The organism is Legionella drancourtii LLAP12 (genome assembly GCF_000162755.2).
GTDB classification, from domain to species: Bacteria; Pseudomonadota; Gammaproteobacteria; order Legionellales; family Legionellaceae; genus Legionella; species Legionella drancourtii.
This window is the reverse complement of record NZ_JH413830.1, coordinates 1-20,669: the sequence shown is the minus strand read 5'-3', so window position 1 is coordinate 20,669 and position 20,669 is coordinate 1. Positions and strand designations below refer to the sequence as shown.

Sequence of the window (20,669 nt, the reverse complement as noted above, 5' to 3'; positions counted from 1 at the left end):
AATGTTAAGGCAAAATAGACTTATTTTTAACTTCATGGGCAAAAGACCCTGGCCATGAGAAATGTAAATTGAGAGGCTAATATAGCTTATACAAAAAATAGCATATCTGTGCTTAGGATGAATATAATGAATAGGGATTTATCAACTTTAGTCACTCTTAGCCCTCAACAAGCGCTAACCCAAATAGATAGTTCGCTTCAAGGGCTTACTAATATTGAAGCACAAAAGAGGCAGGCTATATATGGAATGAATGAATTCATCCACAAACCCTATCGTTTGCTTATTTTTGAAGCTATCTCTCATTCGATTAACCCATTAGTTGCCATCTTATTAATTGCTGCTTTGGTTTCGGCATTTACTGGGAATATTGCCAGTGCAAGTATCATTATTACGATGGTTGTTCTAAGTATTGGCTTGGATTATTTTCAGAGTCATCGCTCACTGCTTGCCATAAACAAACTTCAGAGCCACATTGCTACTAAAGCAAATGTTTTACGCGATAGTCAGTGGCAAGAAATCCTTTGTCGAGAACTGGTTCCAGGAGATATTATTCAACTCATAGCTGGTGATATAATACCAGCAGATTCTTTATTATTAAAAGCTAGAGACGTACATATTCAACAAGCTGCTCTTACTGGTGAATCACTACCCGTAGAAAAAGAAGCTGCGGTACAAAGTGCCATACCTAAAGACCCATCTGAAGCAAGTAATGCCGTTTTTTCAGGTTCCTCAGTGGTTAATGGCACAGCAATGGCACTAGTAATAAATACCGGAAAAAACACTCAATTTGGTCATATAGTTCAAGCGCTTGCAAAAACGGCACCACATACTGAATTTGAAAAAGGGATTACTCGTTTTGGTATGTTCATCATGAAAGTAGTATTTTTACTTGTGATATTTGTCTTCTCAGTCAATATTTATCTTAAACGCTCTTTGCTCGAATCATTATTATTTTCTGTTGCATTAGCAGTGGGGCTTACACCTGAATTATTACCTATGATTACTACGGTAACACTCGCGGCCGGTGCACTCCATATGGCAAAGAAAAAAGTGATTGTTAAAAATTTATCAGCAATCCAGAATTTTGGCAGCATTGACATTCTTTGCAGTGATAAGACTGGTACCTTAACCAGTGGAGAAATGATTTTGGAGCAACACCTTGATCCTTTTGGAAAAGATTCTGAGCATGTGATGTTGCTGGCCTATTTAAATAGCTTATTTGGCACAGGAATTCCTAGCCCTTTTAACATTGCAGTATTAAAAAAAGCCAATATTAATCCCCTTGATGCTGCAATCTTAAAACATGCTCCTCCTGATATACAATCATACAACAAAGTCGATGAAATTCCATTTGATTTTGAGCGACGCCGGTCCAGTGTCGTAATTGATAAAAATGGCGCGCATCTGCTCATTACTAAAGGGGCACCAGAGTATGTAGTAAAAGATTGTACTCATTATCATAGCGAAGAAGAAAACCAGGTATTAGATGATGTGCATCGTCAAATGTTTGCATCCACATTTTTATCATTGAGTGAACAAGGCTATCGGGTATTAGCTGTAGCTTATCGAAAAATAGCAACTCAACCCTCTTATCATGCACAAGATGAAAAAGACCTGGTTTTATCTGGATTTCTTGCCTTTTTTGATCCACCACTTCAAGACATTCCGGCGGTTATCAAAGAATTGCATCGGGAGGGGGTAAAGATAAAAATTTTAACAGGCGACAACGAGTTGGTCACACGTCATGTTTGCAAAGGGGTAAAAATTGATCCCTGCGAGATGTTGCTCGGTGATGAATTGGAGCATATTAGTGATGCTGCATTAGGGGCAATTGCCGAGCGAGTAGATGTGTTTGCACGCATATCGCCCATGCAAAAACAGTGTATTATTAGCGCTTTACGCTCTCGCGGCCATGTTGTAGGGTATATTGGCGACGGGATTAATGATGTTCCCTCCTTACATATTGCGGATGTGGGGATTTCTGTTGCAGGTGCTGTGGACGTGGCTCGAGAAGCAGCAGATATCATCTTATTGAAACATCATTTAAAGGTATTGCTAAATGGGATCATTGAAGGACGTAAATCGTTTGGAAACGTGATGAAATACCTGATGATGGGCACCAGTTCTAATTTTGGTAATATGTTAAGTATGGCTCTGGCCATTCTTTTTTTACCATTTTTACCGATGTTACCATCCCAAATTCTTTTAAATAATCTTCTTTATGATATTTCGCAAATAACGATTCCAACGGATAATGTTGATCGTAGCTTTATACATAAACCCAAACACTGGGACATTGATATTATTCGTAAGTTTATGTTTTACATTGGCCCCATTAGTTCGATTTTTGATTTCATAACTTTTTTCATAATGCTAAAAATTTTTGCAGCAACAGAAGCATTATTTCAAACCGGTTGGTTTGTAGAATCATTAGCAACACAAACTCTGGTGGTTTTTGTTATTCGTACGGTTAAAAATCCTTGGCAAAGCAAACCGAGCCTACCCTTGATATCAACAGTACTCTTTTGCGTTGCTATAGGTGTTCTTTTACCTTTTACACCTATCGCCAAGTTTTTGGGATTTATCCCATTGCCAGCAACGTATTTTCTTTTTCTTATCACCGCGACACTTGCCTACCTTTTTTTGGTAGAAATGATTAAAAAGAGATTAATGTGGCGATGGGTATAAGGGCTCTGCCATTAAGTTAAGGATTTTAGGCTTCAAATTTCTCAGAGCCTGTCGTCCCCGCGTGGCATTGTTGCGTGGGAATGACAGATTTCCTTAACTTAAAGGCACTGGGGTATAAGAGGTGTTGTTCGCAATTACTATATTGATCTTTAATATTAAAGATCAATTCCATGATTATTCCATACTATAATTTAATGATAGTGAAATGTTCAGGAGAGCATTATGAATAAAAAAGACCGTGAAAATGAATATGTAGGAATTATTTCAATATTTGTCATTGTCATTTTAGCCGTTGTCTTAATTTATTATTTTTATTTATCCCATCCTTCTGTATCTAATGTGCCTGTAGAAGCCCCTACTCTGCAAACCAACCAAACGGGAGGCGCTCAATAATAATAAAATACGTTGGCTCGTAGCATTTTATTGGCGGAATATTTTAGAAGCTTATGAAATTTTTGCGCAAACGATAAAAGCTGAATACACGTATGTCGGATCTAATGATAAATATGGATGGAATTTATATTTTATGGGACTAACTTTTATTTCGCAAAAATCCAGATGGCAATTATATATTGCAATATTATCGTTAATTGCAATTGGCATACACATTTTCATGCTTCTTTTTAATATATCATTTCCGGTTATTCCATTATTATTTCCTCTAATAATTGGCGGGATACCCCTGTTTTTACTCATAATATTTAAGTTTTTTAAAGGCAATTTAGGCGCGGATTTATTAGCAGCCATTGCATTACTAACCGGTATCTTATTGCATCAATACTTGGCTGCTACATTAATCATTCTAATGCTTGCCAGTGGTCAAACATTAGAATCTTATGCAAAACGTAAAGCATCCTCCGTTTTGCTAGCCCTTGCAGGACGTATGCCCTCTATAGTACATCGAAAAATAAATGAACTTATTGAAGATATTGAAATAAAAAATATCCATCTTGGTGATGAACTAGTCATTTATCCACATGAGATCTGTCCCGTAGATGGCACGGTAATTGCAGGGCATGGCTCTATGGATGAATCCTATCTAACCGGTGAACCTTATCAAATATCTAAAACACCAGGGACGTCTGTCTTATCAGGTGCTATTAATGCAGAATCAGTATTAATTGTAAAAACAGATAAACTGGCTGCTGATTCTCGTTATTCTGCAATAGTAAAAGTATTAGAAGAGGCAGAACAAAAGCGTCCGTCAATACGACGTTTAGGCGACCAAATTGGTGCAATTTTCGCACCAATTGCACTTGTACTTGCATTCGCTGCTTGGTATTTCACCGGAGATGCTATCCGCTTTCTTTCTGTGCTGGTTATTGCGACACCCTGCCCTTTATTAATAGCGATTCCAATTGCTTTAATCAGCGCCATTTCTAGAGCAGCAAAACAAGCAATCATTATTAAAGATCCAACTGTTCTGGAGAAATTACCTACCTGTAAAACCGCCATTTTTGATAAAACCGGAACACTTACATACGGTAAACCCGCATTAACAGAGATTATTACAAACTCAAATTATGAGACCAAACAAATTTTACAATATGTTGCCAGTGTAGAGCGTTATTCCAAACATCCTCTTTCAAGTGCTGTTTTAAACGCTGCTAAAGAGCGTAATATAAAGTTTCTTGAAGCCGCTAATGTATCTGAAAAACCAGGTCAGGGCTTACATGGCACCATAAATAAACACACAATTTACATTACCAATCGGAAAAAATTATTAGAGACGATGCCTCAATATGCTTCTTTACTTCCACCGGTATCACCGGGTTTGGAATGTATCATTTTGTTGGATAACGAATATGCCGCGTCATTCCATTTTCATGATGCACCGCGAATAGAAAGTAAATCATTTATCAATCATCTGGCACCGTATCATCAATTTAATAAAATTATGTTGGTTTCAGGAGATAGAGAATCTGAAGTTACGTATATGGGTACTTTATTAAACTTGACAGAAATTTATGCATCACAAAGTCCTGAACAAAAACTAACAATTGTTCGTCGTGAAACAAAGAAAGAGCCAACGGTCTTTATGGGCGATGGTATTAACGATGCTCCGGCATTGACTGCAGCAACAGTAGGCATTGCTTTTGGACAATTTAGTAATATAACAGCTGAAGCAGCCGGTGCTGTTATCATGGAAAACACACTCAGCAAAGTTGATGAATTAATACATCTTAGCTTAAATACACGTAGAATTGTGTTACAAAGTGCTCTTGGGGGTATGATGTTTAGTCTTATCGGTATGGGATTTGCCGCAGCAGGATTTATTAATCCAGTTAGCGGGGCAATTCTTCAGGAAATAATTGATATTGTTGCGATCATTAATGCATTAAGATTAACATGGGGAACAAAAATTAAAATTGATTTACCTGGTTATTCAAAATGAAGAGCAAATTGCGCTAAAGGGTAATAGCATATGGAAGATTCTGGATGGTTTTTGATTGTTATGGCGTTTCTGTTAGGCATTCGTCATGGCTTTGATTTAGATCATCTAGCAACTATTGATTCCATAACAAGAACTGTTAGTGATAATCGCTACTTAGCCAAAATTATAGGGTTCTTATTTTCTCTTGGTCATGGTTTGGTAGTAATTTTAATTAGTTTAATCATAGGTAGCGGGCTGCAGCCATTAGCTGTTCCAGAATGGTTAAATGGGGTTGGGAATAGTATTTCTATTGCTTTTCTGTTCATATTTGGATTATTGAATCTTTGGAGTATTTTTCAGCATCCAGCCAAATCAACCGTACCCACCAGTTTAAAAAATTACTTATCAAAAAAATTAATCCATAAAAATTTTAATCCTATTTTTATAATATTGATTGGCATACTCTTTGCTTTTTCCTTTGATACAGTTAGCCAGGTTATTTTATTTTCACTTGCAGCTACTGCCTTAGCAGGATGTTTATTCTCAGTATTATTGGGCACTGTTTTTATGTTAGGAATGATGGTGACGGATGGATTAAATGGGCTATTTATTTCATCTTTGATTCAACGCGCAAATGGTGTATCTTTTTTATTCTCACGAATAGCAGGCCTAATGATTGCGTCATTTAGTCTAATACTTGGTGTTATTAATTGTTTAAAAATGTTTAATTATGCATGAATTATGGTTGTGTAAGAGTATTCTTGAAATTATTAAACAAAATGCAATTGCAATAAATTGTACACGCGTAAAAAAAATAGTTTTAGAGATTGGCCAACTGTCCGCAGTTGAAAAAGATTCTTTAATTTTTAGTTTTAATGTGATTGCCGAGGGAACGGTGGCTGAGAATGCAGAGCTTCACATCATTGATATCCCTGGAGAAGCACAATGTGAGTCTTGCCAACAAAAGGTTCCTTTGCGACAGTATTATGATGAGTGTCATTCATGTGGTAGTCATTCATTAAAGGTCACTCAGGGTGAGGAATTACGGGTTAAATCAATGGTGGTAGAATAATGTGTGGAATATGTGGCTGTTCTGAAGATATTAATGAGTTAGGACATCATGAGCACGAACACGAACAGCACTCGCATGATGAACACTTGATTCATGTTGAACAAAATATTTTAGCGAAGAATCAGCAATTTGCTCTTCATAATAAAAGCTATTTATCTAATAAGAATATTTTGGCATTAAATATCATGTCAAGCCCGGGTTCGGGTAAAACCACCCTTCTGGCAAAAACAATTTTAGATTTAAAAAACGAGCTGGATATAGCGGTTGTTGTCGGTGATCAGCAAACAAATTACGATGCGGAGTTAATTAAATCAAGTGGTGGTCATGCCGTCCAAATAAATACTGGAAAAATCTGTCATTTAGACGCACATATGGTTGGTCATGCATTAGAAGACCTCTCTTTAAGAGAAAAATCAATATTATTTATTGAAAATGTAGGTAATCTTGTTTGCCCTGCATTATTTGATTTAGGCGAACAATTTAAAGTGGTCATCCTTTCAGTTACTGAAGGTGATAACAAACCGCTTAAATATCCTGATATGTTTCGCTGCGCTGATTTAATGCTAGTCACCAAAATGGATTTACTTCCTTATGTTGATTTTGATCTCAGTCAGTGTATGGAGTATGCGCGTCGGATTAAACCCAATATTGAAATTTTGACTCTTTCAACGGTTAATCATGATGGTTTGAATGATTGGTATAACTGGTTGAAACAACAACTGATGTAAGGGAGCTCCAAGTGAGTGTATTATTTCATTGGAAATCATTAAATGAAATTAGAACGATTACAGCTTATTATTCAGGGTCAAGTCCAGGGAGTTGGTTTTAGGCCTTGTGTTTATCGAGTTGCAAATCAGCTTCGCTTAACTGGATGGGTACAAAATAATGCTTCGGGTGTTTTAATTGAAGTTCAAGGAACCTTGGCTTGTGAATTTATACCCCATTTAAAAGAAAATTTACCGCCACTTGCCAAAATAAGTACGATTCAACTAAAGACTATTCCCTTAAAAATAAATGAAGTTTTTTTTGAAATTATTGAAAGCGCGAAAGGTAAAGCGAACACCATTATTTCGCCTGATACCTGTATTTGCTCTGAATGTTTACAGGAACTATTTGATCCTCAAAGTCGCTATTATCGCTATCCCTTTTTAAATTGTACTCACTGTGGCCCCAGATTTTCAATCACGCAAACGCTTCCTTATGATCGTTGTCAAACATCAATGGGCCTTTTCCCTCTTTGCCAGGATTGTAACGCAGATTATACAAATCCTGACAATCGCCGTTACCACGCTCAACCTACGGCTTGTGCAAATTGTGGTCCCCAACTTTCATTACCTGTTGAAAACATTGCTCAGCGCATTTTGCAAGGCGAAATCATCGCGTTAAAAGGATTGGGTGGATATCAACTTATTTGTGACGCGCGAAATGAGATTACGCTATTAAAACTTCGAGAAAGAAAAAATCGTGCAACAAAACCATTAGCATTGATGGTGGCTAATAGCAAAAGTGCAGAACAAATTGTTGCAATCAGTGAACAAGCTCAAATTTTATTAGAGAGGCCTGCACGCCCTATCGTATTGCTCCAAAAAAAGAATGGGGTTTCTCGTAGTATTGATAAAATAGCGCCTGGTTTAAGCCATCTTGGAGTAATGCTTCCTTATACTCCATTACATTACTTACTTTTTAATGCCTTTGCTGAAAACGTAGATGGCTGTGGTTGGTTGGATGAATTGCAATCAATGATTTTAGTCGTTACCAGCGCTAATTCGGCTGGGGAACCGATCGTTATTGAAGATCATAGAGCTAAAATTGAGATTAAAACTCAAGCAGATAAAATTGTTTCCTATAATCGTCGAATTATCACCCGTGAAGATGATTCTGTCGCGCGTCTTATCAATAATAAACCTATGCTTATTCGCCGTTCTCGTGGATTTGTACCTACACCAATTCAACTGCCTTATACTATTCCACCAACCCTAGCCGTTGGTGGACATCTTAAAAATACATTTTCTATTACCCGCGGTAATGAAGCGTTTGTTTCACAACATATCGGTAGTTTAAATAATAAAGCGACCATTGATTTTTTTCATGAGTCTTTAACTCATTTATTAAATTTTTTGGATGTAAAACCAGAACGAATCGCCCATGACATGCATCCGGATTTTTACACCACTCGATTTGCCCAACATTATGGTGTACCTGCATTTGCGATTCAACATCATCATGCGCATTTGGCCGCAGTCGCTGCTGAGCACGGTATTCAACAGCGTGTTTTAGGTTTAGCTCTTGATGGGTATGGATACGGTTTAAATGGAGAGGCTTGGGGTGGCGAACTTATGTTATTAGAACAGGCCTCTTGTGAACGGCTTGGATCTTTTTATCCTCTTCCACAGCCTGGAGGAGAAATTGCAGCACGCGAACCATGGAGGATGGCAGCAAGTGTTTTACACCGTTTAGGCAGAGGCAAGGAAATCAGTAAACGATTTTCAGGCTGTACTCAAGCAAAGGCCATACACCAGCTGTTGGATAAAAAAATAAACAGTCCTCTCACCAGTAGTTGCGGTCGTTTATTTGATGCTGCGAGTGCTTTACTAGGGGTTCAGCTGATGTCGCAATATGAAGGGCAAGCAGCGATGCGATTAGAAAGCTTGGTTACGCAGTTGCACATTGCTCCAAATGGATGGCGGATAAAAGATAATAATTTTGATATGTTGCCAACCTTAGAGTTGTTATTAGATATAGCTTGCCCCATTGCAGGAGCCAATCTTTTTCATGGAACACTCATTGCCGGTCTCTCAACATGGATTAAGGGAATGTGTCGAGTAAGAAGAATTGATATGGTAGTATTAAGTGGTGGTTGCTTTTTAAATCAAATATTGGCAGAAGGATTAACTAAGGCATTATGTGAATCCGGTATCAAATCCTTTTTACCACGAGATCTCCCGCCTAATGATGGTGGCATTTCCCTGGGACAGGCATGGATTGCTGGAATAATACAAGGATAGTTTATGTGTCTAGCTTTACCCGCGCAAATTACCCAAATTCTTGACAATGATAGAGCAATAATTAATTTAGGTGGCATTACTAAAGAAATATCAATTGCATTATTAGATGAGATCGCTGAAGGCGATTACGTCATTATTCACGTGGGGTATGCTTTAACACGATTAGATGAACAAGAGGCTAAAAAGACCTTAAGTCTATTTGCACAAATGTTAAAGGATGTTTCTCCATGAAATATATCGAAGAATTTCGCAACGGTGCTTTTGCAAAAGTACTTGCTCAGGAAATTGCAGCCCAAGTAAATCAGAATCAACATTATCAGTTTATGGAATTTTGCGGCGGACATACCCACGCCATCCACCGCTATGGAATTCCAAGTTTACTCCCAAACAATGTAGAAATGATTCATGGACCTGGATGTCCTGTTTGTGTGTTACCTATGGCAAGAACAGATAAAGCCATTACCCTGGCATCGTTCCCGAATGTTATTCTTTGTAGTTATGCTGACATGTTGCGGGTACCGGGCACAGGGCAAAAAAGTCTATTGCACGCGAAAGCATTGGGTGCTGATGTTCGGATGATTTATTCGGCGGATGATACTTTAAAAATTGCTCAAGAAAACCCACAAAAAGAAGTGGTTTTTTTTGCAATTGGTTTTGAAACAACTACGCCACCAACAGCTTTTGTAATCAAACAAGCTAAAAAATTAAAACTCAATAACTTTAGTGTGTTCTGTAATCATGTTTTAACCCCTGTTGCTATGGACAGCTTACTACAATCTAATGAAGTCAAGTTAGACGGATTTGTCGGACCCGCCCATGTCAGCATTGTGATTGGGAGTCAACCCTATGAAACCGTGTGTACTAAATATCAAAAACCTATTGTGATTTCAGGCTTTGAACCTTTGGATGTATTACATTCCATTTTGCTGTTAATTCAACAAATCAATGAAGGTCGATGTGAAGTGGAAATTCAATATACACGCGCCGTAAATCGCTTAGGAAATGTGATGTCGCAACAAATTATGGCCGAAGTTTTGGAGTTACGGGACCAGTTTGAATGGCGTGGCTTAGGTTCCATTCCTAACAGTGCATTAAAAATAAAGGCAGCGTATTCTGCGTTTGATGCAGAACAACGTTTTGAATTACCTGACTTTGTGGCAGAAGAACACAAACAATGTCTTTGTGGGGCAGTACTTCGCGGTGTAAAAAAACCAATGGAATGTAAATTATTTTCTAAAGTATGTGTTCCAGAAAATCCTTTAGGATCGTGTATGGTTTCATCTGAGGGCGCATGTGCTGCAGTGTATGCTTACGGACGGGTAAATTCATGATGACACAAGCCATAATAAGTAAAAAATCCAAAGGGCCAAAACTGAACTTTAAAGAGGGAGTCATTAATTTAACCCATGGTAGCGGTGGGCGGATGATGGCGCAATTAATTGATCAGCTATTTTTGGCAGAATTTGATAATGAATGGTTAGCGCAAAAAAACGATCAAGCCTGTTTTTCAGTATCATCCGGTCAAATGGTCATGGCTACCGATGCCCATGTTGTTTCACCTTTGTTTTTTCCAGGTGGTGATATTGGTTCTTTGTCTGTGCATGGAACGATTAATGACATCGCCATGTCTGGGGCAAAGCCATTGTACTTATCGGCCAGCTTTATTTTAGAAGAAGGTTTCCCACTTGCGGATTTGCAAAAAATTGTGCAATCAATGGCTCATGCCGCAAAGCAAGCCAATGTGGCAATTATCACCGGTGATACCAAAGTAGTTGAGCGTGGAAAAGGTGACGGTGTATTCATTACAACCACAGGTATTGGGATAGTACCCGAGGGAATTCATATTTCAGGTCATAGAGCAAAACCAGGTGATCGGGTGATTGTGAGTGGATACATCGGTGATCATGGTGTTGCAATTATGGCTCATCGCAATAATTTGCAATTTCAAACAAGCATCCGCTCCGATACTGCTTCACTACATGATTTGGTATCTTGCATAATCGCTTCAGGAGCAGATATCCACTGTTTGCGCGATCCCACTCGCGGAGGTCTTGCAACGACATTAAATGAATTAGCGCGGCAATCAAACGTTGGCTTGATAATTGATGAAAATGAAATTCCAATTCGTACTGAAGTTGCCAGTGCTTGTGAATTATTAGGACTTGATGCTTTATATGTTGCTAATGAAGGAAAATTAATTGCGATTTGCTCGCCCAATGACACGGATGAATTGTTAACGGCTATGCATGCACATCCTCTAGGATTGCATGCAAAAGTTATTGGCGAAGTAGTAGAAGATCCTCGTCACTTTGTTCAACTGAAAACAAAATTAGGTGGAATGAGGATCATTGACTGGTTGGCAGGAGAGCAATTGCCAAGAATTTGTTAAAAGGAAGCATGATGACGGATAATAAAATAAGCTACTTTTTACCTCATGTACAATTACAAGCGCTGCTTGATGCGTTGCAACATGCAGGGTTTTCTTGTGTCGGCCCGCAAGTGCGTGATGGAGCAATAGTTTATGATGTGCTTAATCATGCGAATCAATTACCCTGGGGCATTCGTGACCACCAAACGCCAGGTGGCTATCGCCTAGAGAACATTCCTGAACAAAAAGCATTTGCTTTTGCAAATGGTCCTCAAGCAATAAAACCCATTTTATTTAAAGCGGTAGAAACTGTATGGAAAGTGGTTCGCAACAACGATGGGAAATTAATATTTCAACCACATCAGCCTCGTGAAATACCCGTCGCAATTATTGGAGCACGTTCATGTGATTTAGCGGCGATGAGTATCCAAGATAAGGTTTTTGTTGAAGGTGACTACCCTGACCCACGTTATAAAAGTCGTCGTGAACAATTATTTATCGTTGCGGTAAATTGTACTTATTCCTCTGAAAATTGTTTTTGCGTTTCTGCAGGAACAGGCCCTGAAGTTAGAAATCCTTTTGATATCCTTATGACCGAGGTTGAGGATGGGTTTGTGGTCAAAATAGGCAGTGAGCGAGGTCAGGCAATTATTGCTCATTTAAAATTAGTTAAGGCTAAAACTGCTCAAGATGACGATGCAATAAAAAATGTCGCTCAGGCCGGAGCGATGCAAACCAAAAGGATACCGTTAGACAATAAGCGTGCTTTGCGCGATTTATTATTTTCTAATTTAAATCACCCTCGTTGGGAAGAAGTGGCTGAACGGTGTTTATCTTGTGGCAATTGCACCTCGGTATGCCCTACTTGTTTTTGTCATAGTGAAGTAGAAAAACCCAGTTTAGATGGTACGAGTAGTGAGCATCAGCGCGAATGGGATTCTTGTTTTACATCAGGACACAGTGCTTTAAATGGATCTATTGTTCGTGATGATACGCGTAAACAATATAGACAGTGGTTGACCCACAAGGTAGGCAGCTGGTTTGATCAATTTGATACAAGTGGATGTGTGGGGTGTGGACGTTGTACCACTTGGTGTCCTGTTGGCATTGACATTACTGAAGAATTAGCGGCGATTTCAGGTGAAACGAATATAAGGATAGTAAAAAGTGATTAGGCCAAACTTCGATCCCTATCTGCCTCTAGAAGCTGAGATTGTAGAACGAATTCAAGAGTCGTCTACTATTTTTACGCTACATCTGCGTTTTTTTGATACTAAGCATCACGAACAATTTATTTTTTATCCAGGCCAATTTAATATACTCTATCTTTATGGCGTTGGTGAAGTAGCAATTTCCATTGTGTCTGATCCAGAAAACAAGCAGATTCTTACCCATACCATCAGAGCTATAGGGCGAGTGACCAGAGCATTACAAAAACTGCAAGTAGGAGATAGAATTGGCGTTCGCGGCCCTTATGGACGCGGCTGGCCGCTCGACCAAGTAAGAGGCAAGGATGTTGTTGTAGTCACTGGCGGACTAGGTTGCGCCCCCTCTGTATCAATCATTGATTATATTTTAGCACGAAGAGAACAGTACGGTAATTTAAGCATCTTGCAAGGTGTAAAACACAGCGATGATTTTATTTTTAAAAAACAGTATGCACTATGGCAAAAATCACCGCGTACTGAAATTCATATTGCCGCAGATCAAGCAGGCCCCAAATGGCCATGGAGTGTTGGGTATGTGACAGATATGATTGCTAAAATCAAACTGAATCCAGAAAATACGATTGCGATGATGTGTGGTCCGGAAATGATGATGCGTACGGCAGTTCAAGTGCTCAGCAAAAAAGGAGTCCCTGAACATCACATCTATCTAAGCATGGAGCGAAACATGGAATGCGGTATTGGACAATGCGGTCATTGTCAGTATGGTGGTTTTTTTATATGTAAAGATGGCCCTATCTTTGCATACTCAAATATCAAAGAATTATTCCATGAACCAGGATTTTAATGATCATGAAGCCACGTTTGGCTGTGCATAAATTTACCTCATGTGATGGATGCCAATTGGCATTTTTAAATGCAGGCGAAGCATTGCTTACCTTATCTGAGCTGGTAGAAATGGTTCATTTTGCAGAAGCAGGAATGGTAGATATTGAAGCGAAGGTAGATATAGCCTTCGTTGAAGGCAGTATTTCAACCCCAGATGAAGAATTGCGCATCAAAAAAATTCGCGAAAACAGCAAGTACATTATTACCATAGGTTCTTGTGCTACCGCCGGTGGTATTCAAGCTTTGCGTAATGTCACTGACTCTAAAGACTGGATGGCTAGTGTTTATGCATCACCAGAATATATTAAGAGCTTAAGTACCTCAACGGCGATTTCGCACCATGTAAAAGTCGATTGGGAACTATGGGGGTGTCCGGTTAATGGGAATCAAGTACTAGAAGCAATTCGTTTTTTATTATCGAACGCAACACCACGCATCAAGCGAGACGCTGAATGTATGGAATGCAAGCGCAAAGGTAATGTTTGTGTATTAGTTACCCAAAATAAAACCTGCATGGGACCTGTAACCCAAACTGGTTGTGGCTCACTTTGTCCTTCAGTGGGACGAGGATGCTATGCTTGCTATGGCCCCAAAGAAAATCCGAATACGCAGTCTCTGGGACATTGGTTTGAGCAACTTGGATTAACAAAAGAAGCCATTGCGCAAAAGTTTCTGCATATTAACAATCAAGCACCTGCATTTAATAAAGCAGGAAACTTTTTTAAGGGAATTAAAATCAGCAATGAGTAAAAATATCGCAATTAATGTTCCCATTTTGACGCGAGTAGAAGGTGAAGGAGCTCTTGAACTTCATATTCGTAATTGCAAAATTAAAACATTAAAATTAAAAATTTATGAACCGCCAAGGTTGTTTGAAAAATTTTTGGAAGGACGAAGTTACACCGATGTTTTAGATTTTGTGGCGCGCATCTGTGGCATTTGCCCCGTTGCCTATCAAATGAGTGCTACCCAGGCAATCGAACAATGCTTTGGTATTCAACCGACCCCTTGGGTACGAACCATGCGCCGTTTATTTTACTGCGGCGAATGGTTGGAAAGCCATAGCATGCATATTCATTTTTTAGCCCTACCCGATTTCTTGGGATTTAAATCCATACCTGAAATGGCAAAAATTTATCCAGATGAGGTACGTCGTGGCATGCGTTTGCAAGCTTTGGGTAATGACTTAATTAAATTACTTGGTGGCCGTTCTGTTCATCCCGTCGGGGCTTGTGTCGGTGGCTTTTATAAAGCGCCTAATTGTTCTGAAATAAATATAATGTTGGCTAAAGCAAAAGCCAGACTTGACGATTGTAACGCATTAATTCGTTGGATTGCAGGGCTTTCATTGCCTGATAATTGCCATGATTTTACGTGTGTTTCACTTTATCATCCTACAGAATATCCACTCAACGAAGGCAGGCTGGTATCTGATCATGGATTAAATATTAGTATTGAGGAATTCGCTACCTATTTTAAAGAGAGTCAAGTTCCTTATTCTAATGCTTTGCACTGTTTGTTACAGAATAAGCCTTATTTAGTAGGGCCACTTGCTCGGGTCAATAATTGTTTTGGTCATCTGCCCATAGAAATACATCTTCTTTTACAAAATTTAAAAATTAATTTTCCATCCAGAAATATGTATCACAGCATCATCGCGCGGGCAGTTGAAATTTATTACTGTGTTTTAGAATCCATTCACATTTTAGAGCACTATAAAACTCCCCAAGACACTCATCCAGAAGTAGAGCCGCAGGTAGGGATTGGCTTTGGTTGCACGGAAGCGCCAAGGGGCATGTTATGGCAGCAATTTCAATTTGATGATAAGGGTCTAGTTACATCAGCTCGTATCGTTCCACCTACCAGCCAAAATCAAGCTCGGATTGAAGAAGATTTACGTATATCTTTAGAGCAGTTTGGTTTAAATAAAGATGAAGGAGCTTTGCGTTCTTACAGCGAGATGATTATTCGTAATTATGATCCCTGTATTTCTTGTTCAACTCATTTTTTAAATTTAAAAGTGAGCCGAGGATGAATCTTATAAAGGTTTTAGGCATTGGCTCGCCCTTTGGAGATGATCAAGTCGGATGGAAGGTAGCAGAAGCTTTAAAAAAACACATCTCAAAGTATGCCAATATACCTCAACACGTGCTCATAGAAAGTCATGATCGCCCAGGGATTCGCTTAATCGAGTTGATGCGTGAAGCAAGTACGGTTTTTATAATTGATGCAGTAAAATCAAATAGTGAAATAGGCAAAATTCATCGGTTTAAAAATAAAGAAATTTTTGCATCAGAAAATAGATTTTCAACTCACGATATAGGCGTTTCGCAAGCACTTCAATTGGGCGGTGCACTTAATGCCTTACCAGATAACATAATATTGTATGGAATAGAAATTGATACTATTGAATTTGGATCAAATCTTTCTCAACGTGTAAAATGTGCAATGGAACAGGTAGTTGTTCAATTAACAAATGAAATTATCAAAACTTAAGTGCCATTCGAGTCTACCCCTACTGGCGCAGGAATAATGATAAATCATAAGACAGGTGATTCCTCCAGTAACACATCACCTCAATAAAATTCTTTAGCAAATGTATTTGAAGCTAAAGGCAATAAATATTCAAGCATCTAATGCAAAAATTTTAGTTCAAGGTGAGGTAGAGTTACCCGAGAACTCCAAGAGAGTTCCTTGGGAATACCCTGTTTTTTACTTATAATTGTAAGAATCAAACGTTTAAAAAAATGGAATTTATTATTTTCAGAGGTGATGAATTGGCTGCAAAAACCCTAAGTATATAATTTAAGCCCCCTTCCGATACCACGCAAGGGGGAATGAAACTAGTCAAAAATTACTTTGTGAATGCGCCAAATTTGCTTTCTGTAACACTATCGTTCGTATTATTGTCAAAAACACTATTCGTCGACAGATTTTTAGTCTGCAATAAAAACAAACTGTCATCAACGGTTAAACGCTCACCAGACTTCCTGCGTTTTGTTGTATCGCATTGGGGAAAGAATAGCGTACTTGAGCTGGCATCGTTATCAGAACGTAAACTGTGAAGTCGTTTTACCGCATGGTTCTTCTTTGACTGTTCATAGTTGTTCGTGTCATTGTCAAAGATATTCTTCGCTGATTGCTCTTTAATCTGAAAATGGTTATCCACGATTGAACTCTCACCCAAATTCGTTCGCTTTTTCGCATCGCTAGGGGAAAAAAATAGCATACTTAAGCTTGCATCATCATCAAGACGTGAAAAGTTGAGTCGCCTTGCCACTGAATACTTCTTTGGCAGTTCTTGAGTCGCTGCCTTAGTAGTGGGAAAAAAAATATCAACCGAAGAAGCTTGATGAGATAGAAAACAGTTATCAGCAGCCGGATCTTCATGCCCAAAATCGAGTCTTTGCGATGAGAAATTTCTAGTTCGCTGATTTTCCTCGCACCTTCTAGTCAAGCTGGAAAAATTATTCGGTGAAATACTATAGTCAGCTATTCGTATATCACGTGGTTGATTTTTAAATAAGCTAATTAGTTCTATTTGCTCATTAAAGGCATCTTTAACCCATTGACGTAAATCAACAGTATTAATTTTGTATTTTTTTCCACCACCTGGTTCGAAGACAGCTTTCTCGAGGATTAATGTATCCGAAAGAGCAAAAGGAAGGTTGGACTCATTCGTAGCAAGTATCGCCAGAATCCATTGCAGACACTCAAAGTTTGGCTGAAAATCACCGCTTTTATTGCTAACCTTTACTAGTCTTTGAAAATCCTCAGAAAATATTAAATTCCCTGCCGCAACGCAAGTCGCTTGTGACTTACTCACACCACTCATCTGAAAATGCGCTGGCGTTTTCTCAGACGGTACACCCTCTGGAGCTACCCAAAGCTGCATATTGGAATCTACAAAATAACGTACTGTCTTATTCTGTCTATCCATAAACAGCTTGTTTATATGCTTTATTGGATAAATATCATATTGACTTTTTTTAGTACGGTCTGTCTGGCAAACATTAACTTTATATTGAGGGATGGACAAGTCGACACTTAAAATATCGGCTACTTTTTTTAAATTATTATTATTTACTTCAAACATAGTTACAACCTTTGAATTGGTACTGCCCTAACGCCTCCGTTTTCGTGCTTGTTAAAAAATATCCAATATTATCAATATCTTAGGTACAGCAATTGATCTTTAAGTATAAAAAACAACTCATCCTATCTCTTTTTGTCCTAGGAGATCAATAAATATCTTTTTTTTATCAATTTTTGTGTTTATTACAAGAATGTCTTTGATTTTTTATTAGAAATAATTCTGTACACTAAATTGCATACATAATCTCTAATCTGATTAATATATCGGCTATGAAAAGAACGCATGCTATGGGTAAAATTTTATTGGTCAGGACGAAAAGATTTTAATGTCCAATCACTAGCACTCTACTCTTAAAATTGGCATTTTTTCAATGCATAGCTACTCAATAAGCCATCAAGGCATAAAAAAAAGAAAGACGGGAAATTCTATGTCCGATAGAAACTTATTCGGAAATAAAATAAATCCCCGCCTATGCAACGGGGATAATTAAATGAAAGCTTCTTATTTAATTTATTGCTGGCGCACTTTTTACAGCATGATCCGCTTCTGTTCTTTGAACAAAATCGCAAAAGAAAGCAGATGCACTCTTGCCTGATCGATTATGCAATGAACACCAGTCCTCATTATGGCCATTAATATATTGCGTACCAGTCTCCATTTTCCTATCACTTTTGATTGTTTCCCTAGCTTGAACTAAAGACGCTCTTGCTTTAGCTAGTTCGCTTTTCACGTGAGGATCTGCTTTCTGAATAATATCATCTAGATTTTCAATTTCTTCATCAATCTCTGCCTTTTTCGCGCGTCGTTCTGAAGTAAGTTCTTTATGAATAGATGCATAATGTGGAATCACAGCATCATCGATACGCTCACCTCTTATCTCTTTTCTTGATCTCACTACGATGTAGTCTTTATATGCTGCAGGAAGATTCTTAAAGGCACTACCCGCATTAATTTCCCACTTAACTAATGCAACACCTAATTTAACAAAAGGTTTAGCTAACCAACCAAGTATTATTCCACCTATGCTGTCTTTATGACCTATTGCCAGACCATCTTTATCGCGCTCTAGACGTATATGTCCTACTAAGAAGTTAGTAATAGTAGAGAAAGAACGACTGTTAAATAAATTAATAGGTTGTCCTAGTTGATGAAAATGCTGTGCAACCAAAGAAGCTACGCCTGCACCAAGAGAATGGCCTTTCAATGTAATATTTTGTGGCGAAACACCTTGAGCTAATAATCGTTGTACTTGGGCAATGCCATCGGCAACTAAATCATTTCTTGATTTAGCTCTGCTCGTACTTTGCCCAACACCACGAAAGTTAAAACCAACGACATTTGCCTGGAGAAGCATTGCGTCATTCATCATATCAGCGATGATACCCTCATAGCACATACCATTCCCTACCAAATTAATGATATATTTTTGATATTTAGGCTCAATCTTTATTTGTGACTCATGCTGTACTTCAAATGTATCTAAATGTACTTTATCATGAGTAATTACCTCATGTTTTTCACAAGTTAGCTCATCTCCATTATAATTACTCACCGCATCATCAGTAACTGCTAAATAATCAAAATTATCATTTTGTGCCGGTAGAACCAAACCACCAACCCATTCACCAAGCAATTTATTCGCTCCGAGTTTTATTAAATCCCACAATAAAACAGGAGGAAAAACAATCCGAACAGCACTAAACTTAAACCATTCCCAACCGCTATATTCAGGTTTTGGGGCATTATAAATTTTAACCATGTGTTTGATCCTATTTACATTTAAGTTGTATTAATTATAAACAAAATACATTAAGAAAATATTAAATACTGCATTTTTTTAGGCAGCTTCCTAACGTGCTTCATTGAGGCAACGAGTTATTGAATATGATAAACTAGATGCCATTATTGCTTATCGAGTGAATAGTATCCGTAATACACAATTTCGTATATGGACAACCCAACGCTTAAGAGAATGCATCATTAAAGACTATATTGTTATGAGCAGAGCTTTAACTCTATTTTCATAGGATGCATTATGACATGCAAAATAGAAGACCGGCCCTCTTATGTAAAGGCTTACCGTAGAAATACTGTATTATTTATGATCTTAATGGTGATATCATTTTCTAAATGATATCTAAAATCCTAAACAAGTTCAGGGGTAAACATCATGAGTCAATATAAACGTATTTTCATTATAGGTCATCCAGGTGCGGGTAAAGCTTTAGTCGCAAAAACTGTGGCAGAAAAACTGAGTTGGCAGTTCATCGATGCTGATTTAGGACTAGAGTTTCGTATAGGGCGCACCTTAACTGAAATTTTAGGAAAACAAGGTGAAAATAGCTTCTATGTTTGCCAATCTGAACTATTAGCTGCTCTAATGAATCAAGAACACATTGTTGTAGCTACTGATGCCAGTATTGTTTGCAGCGAAAAAAATTGCCAATTACTATCAGAAGAATGTGTTGTGAATTTGAAAGTGAGTACACCAGTCCAGATCGAGCGCAATGCTCGTCAAGCGGCCCCACTCTTACTGAATACTGAACTCCAGTCATTTCTAGAAAGACTACATCAGGAACGCGATGGCTTGTATGACCAAGTGGCCAGTATAACTATTAATAGTGACGACAATGCCCTTGACAAGCATGTGCTCCGTATTCTGAACACAGTATTAGACGTTAAAGACAGGGAGTCTGCTATTAACCCAATAAATTTAAATAAAAAAGATTTAACCATTTTTCATAAAATCGAGCATTTTCCAGTACAGCTAACCCATCAACAAGCTGCCTGTCTTAAATTACTGGCTCAAGGAAAAGCCGCAAAAGAAATTGCACGCACAATGAATATTTCGTATAGAACAGTAGAAGATTATCTTGCTAAAACAATGGAATTACTGGGATGCACCTCGAGTAAAGAGTTAATAACTTTATATCATGATCAACCCTAAATAGAAAAAACCAAGGTTAAGGGAACCTTCTTGACTTCCCTGGCACATCAATATGCTATCACATC

The 20,669-nt window shown here is 38.2% G+C and carries 19 protein-coding genes; 17 read left to right on the top strand and 2 right to left on the bottom strand.

Annotated elements, in window-relative coordinates; all coding sequences use genetic code 11:
* Nucleotides 1–126 precede the first annotated feature (126 nt).
* The 15 genes from mgtA to LDG_RS10980 all read left to right on the top strand — a co-directional run bounded on the left by mgtA (nucleotide 127) and on the right by LDG_RS10980 (nucleotide 16,057).
* Nucleotides 127–2,688 carry a magnesium-translocating P-type ATPase gene (mgtA, locus tag LDG_RS11045; RefSeq protein WP_006871448.1) on the top strand — a complete coding sequence of 854 codons (2,562 nt, stop codon included), beginning with the start codon at nucleotides 127–129 and terminating at the stop codon, nucleotides 2,686–2,688.
* Nucleotides 2,689–2,910: 222 nt separating this feature from the next.
* Entirely contained in the window at nucleotides 2,911–3,081 is a 171-nt protein-coding gene (locus tag LDG_RS19890; protein WP_006871446.1) for a hypothetical protein, read from the top strand.
* A gap of 133 nt (nucleotides 3,082–3,214) precedes the next feature.
* Nucleotides 3,215–5,083 carry a heavy metal translocating P-type ATPase gene (locus LDG_RS11040; RefSeq protein WP_040535512.1) on the top strand — a complete coding sequence of 623 codons (1,869 nt, stop codon included), beginning with the start codon at nucleotides 3,215–3,217 and terminating at the stop codon, nucleotides 5,081–5,083.
* Between the two features lie 30 nt (nucleotides 5,084–5,113).
* A complete protein-coding gene (locus tag LDG_RS11035; RefSeq protein ID WP_006871444.1) occupies nucleotides 5,114–5,800 on the top strand; it encodes a HoxN/HupN/NixA family nickel/cobalt transporter in 687 nt (228 codons plus the stop codon).
* Nucleotides 5,793–6,134, top strand: coding sequence for a hydrogenase maturation nickel metallochaperone HypA (hypA, locus tag LDG_RS11030; protein ID WP_006871443.1), 342 nt, complete (start codon nucleotides 5,793–5,795; stop codon nucleotides 6,132–6,134). Before LDG_RS11035 ends, hypA begins: the two co-directional genes overlap by 8 nt.
* A complete protein-coding gene (hypB, locus tag LDG_RS11025; RefSeq protein WP_006871442.1) occupies nucleotides 6,134–6,862 on the top strand; it encodes a hydrogenase nickel incorporation protein HypB in 729 nt (242 codons plus the stop codon). Before hypA ends, hypB begins: the two co-directional genes overlap by 1 nt.
* A 42-nt stretch (nucleotides 6,863–6,904) precedes the next feature.
* Nucleotides 6,905–9,139 carry a carbamoyltransferase HypF gene (gene hypF, locus LDG_RS11020; protein WP_006871441.1) on the top strand — a complete coding sequence of 745 codons (2,235 nt, stop codon included), beginning with the start codon at nucleotides 6,905–6,907 and terminating at the stop codon, nucleotides 9,137–9,139.
* 3 nt (nucleotides 9,140–9,142) lie between these two features.
* Nucleotides 9,143–9,370, top strand: a complete 228-nt coding sequence (locus LDG_RS11015; RefSeq protein ID WP_006871440.1) for a HypC/HybG/HupF family hydrogenase formation chaperone — start codon at nucleotides 9,143–9,145, stop codon at nucleotides 9,368–9,370.
* Complete coding sequence (gene hypD / locus LDG_RS11010; RefSeq protein ID WP_006871439.1) at nucleotides 9,367–10,470, top strand: hydrogenase formation protein HypD; 1,104 nt, start codon at nucleotides 9,367–9,369, stop codon at nucleotides 10,468–10,470. Before LDG_RS11015 ends, hypD begins: the two co-directional genes overlap by 4 nt.
* Nucleotides 10,467–11,528, top strand: coding sequence for a hydrogenase expression/formation protein HypE (hypE, locus tag LDG_RS11005; protein ID WP_006871438.1), 1,062 nt, complete (start codon nucleotides 10,467–10,469; stop codon nucleotides 11,526–11,528). Before hypD ends, hypE begins: the two co-directional genes overlap by 4 nt.
* An 11-nt stretch (nucleotides 11,529–11,539) precedes the next feature.
* On the top strand, nucleotides 11,540–12,682 hold the full coding sequence (locus LDG_RS11000) for a 4Fe-4S dicluster domain-containing protein (RefSeq protein WP_006871437.1): 1,143 nt from the start codon (nucleotides 11,540–11,542) through the stop codon (nucleotides 12,680–12,682).
* A complete protein-coding gene (locus LDG_RS10995) occupies nucleotides 12,675–13,520 on the top strand; it encodes an FAD/NAD(P)-binding protein (protein WP_006871436.1) in 846 nt (281 codons plus the stop codon). Before LDG_RS11000 ends, LDG_RS10995 begins: the two co-directional genes overlap by 8 nt.
* Nucleotides 13,521–13,525: 5 nt before the next feature.
* A complete protein-coding gene (locus LDG_RS10990; protein ID WP_006871435.1) occupies nucleotides 13,526–14,311 on the top strand; it encodes an NADH-quinone oxidoreductase subunit B family protein in 786 nt (261 codons plus the stop codon).
* The gene (locus LDG_RS10985) at nucleotides 14,304–15,596 is read left to right on the top strand and encodes a Ni/Fe hydrogenase subunit alpha (protein WP_006871434.1); all 1,293 of its coding nucleotides are present in this window, start codon (nucleotides 14,304–14,306) and stop codon (nucleotides 15,594–15,596) included. The genes LDG_RS10990 and LDG_RS10985 overlap by 8 nt, the downstream gene beginning before the upstream one ends.
* Complete coding sequence (locus LDG_RS10980; protein ID WP_006871433.1) at nucleotides 15,593–16,057, top strand: hydrogenase maturation protease; 465 nt, start codon at nucleotides 15,593–15,595, stop codon at nucleotides 16,055–16,057. Before LDG_RS10985 ends, LDG_RS10980 begins: the two co-directional genes overlap by 4 nt.
* A 358-nt stretch (nucleotides 16,058–16,415) precedes the next feature.
* Here the strand turns inward: LDG_RS10980 and LDG_RS10975 are convergent, their stop codons facing one another.
* Both LDG_RS10975 and LDG_RS10970 read right to left on the bottom strand, forming a co-directional pair.
* Complete coding sequence (locus LDG_RS10975) at nucleotides 16,416–17,657, bottom strand: hypothetical protein (RefSeq protein WP_006871431.1); 1,242 nt, start codon at nucleotides 17,655–17,657, stop codon at nucleotides 16,416–16,418.
* Nucleotides 17,658–18,162: 505 nt separating this feature from the next.
* Complete coding sequence (locus LDG_RS10970) at nucleotides 18,163–19,416, bottom strand: alpha/beta fold hydrolase (RefSeq protein ID WP_006871430.1); 1,254 nt, start codon at nucleotides 19,414–19,416, stop codon at nucleotides 18,163–18,165.
* Nucleotides 19,417–19,519: 103 nt separating this feature from the next.
* On the opposite strand from LDG_RS10970, the gene rhuM reads away from it, so the two are divergent.
* Together rhuM and LDG_RS10965 are read left to right on the top strand one after the other, a co-directional pair.
* On the top strand, nucleotides 19,520–19,684 hold the full coding sequence (gene rhuM / locus LDG_RS20730; protein WP_006871429.1) for a RhuM family protein: 165 nt from the start codon (nucleotides 19,520–19,522) through the stop codon (nucleotides 19,682–19,684).
* A gap of 143 nt (nucleotides 19,685–19,827) precedes the next feature.
* Nucleotides 19,828–20,604: a shikimate kinase gene (locus LDG_RS10965; RefSeq protein ID WP_006871428.1), complete on the top strand. Its 777-nt coding sequence runs from the start codon at nucleotides 19,828–19,830 to the stop codon at nucleotides 20,602–20,604.
* Nucleotides 20,605–20,669: the final 65 nt, after the last annotated feature.

Coding starts and splice junctions, on each gene's coding strand:
- mgtA (WP_006871448.1), top strand. CDS start 127: ATGAATAGGGATTTATCAACTTTAGTCACTCTTAGCCCTCAACAAGCG.
- LDG_RS19890 (WP_006871446.1), top strand. CDS start 2,911: ATGAATAAAAAAGACCGTGAAAATGAATATGTAGGAATTATTTCAATA.
- LDG_RS11040 (WP_040535512.1), top strand. CDS start 3,215: ATGGGACTAACTTTTATTTCGCAAAAATCCAGATGGCAATTATATATT.
- LDG_RS11035 (WP_006871444.1), top strand. CDS start 5,114: ATGGAAGATTCTGGATGGTTTTTGATTGTTATGGCGTTTCTGTTAGGC.
- hypA (WP_006871443.1), top strand. CDS start 5,793: ATGCATGAATTATGGTTGTGTAAGAGTATTCTTGAAATTATTAAACAA.
- hypB (WP_006871442.1), top strand. CDS start 6,134: ATGTGTGGAATATGTGGCTGTTCTGAAGATATTAATGAGTTAGGACAT.
- hypF (WP_006871441.1), top strand. CDS start 6,905: ATGAAATTAGAACGATTACAGCTTATTATTCAGGGTCAAGTCCAGGGA.
- LDG_RS11015 (WP_006871440.1), top strand. CDS start 9,143: ATGTGTCTAGCTTTACCCGCGCAAATTACCCAAATTCTTGACAATGAT.
- hypD (WP_006871439.1), top strand. CDS start 9,367: ATGAAATATATCGAAGAATTTCGCAACGGTGCTTTTGCAAAAGTACTT.
- hypE (WP_006871438.1), top strand. CDS start 10,467: ATGATGACACAAGCCATAATAAGTAAAAAATCCAAAGGGCCAAAACTG.
- LDG_RS11000 (WP_006871437.1), top strand. CDS start 11,540: ATGACGGATAATAAAATAAGCTACTTTTTACCTCATGTACAATTACAA.
- LDG_RS10990 (WP_006871435.1), top strand. CDS start 13,526: ATGAAGCCACGTTTGGCTGTGCATAAATTTACCTCATGTGATGGATGC.
- LDG_RS10985 (WP_006871434.1), top strand. CDS start 14,304: ATGAGTAAAAATATCGCAATTAATGTTCCCATTTTGACGCGAGTAGAA.
- LDG_RS10980 (WP_006871433.1), top strand. CDS start 15,593: ATGAATCTTATAAAGGTTTTAGGCATTGGCTCGCCCTTTGGAGATGAT.
- LDG_RS10975 (WP_006871431.1), bottom strand. CDS start 17,657: ATGTTTGAAGTAAATAATAATAATTTAAAAAAAGTAGCCGATATTTTA.
- LDG_RS10970 (WP_006871430.1), bottom strand. CDS start 19,416: ATGGTTAAAATTTATAATGCCCCAAAACCTGAATATAGCGGTTGGGAA.
- LDG_RS10965 (WP_006871428.1), top strand. CDS start 19,828: ATGAGTCAATATAAACGTATTTTCATTATAGGTCATCCAGGTGCGGGT.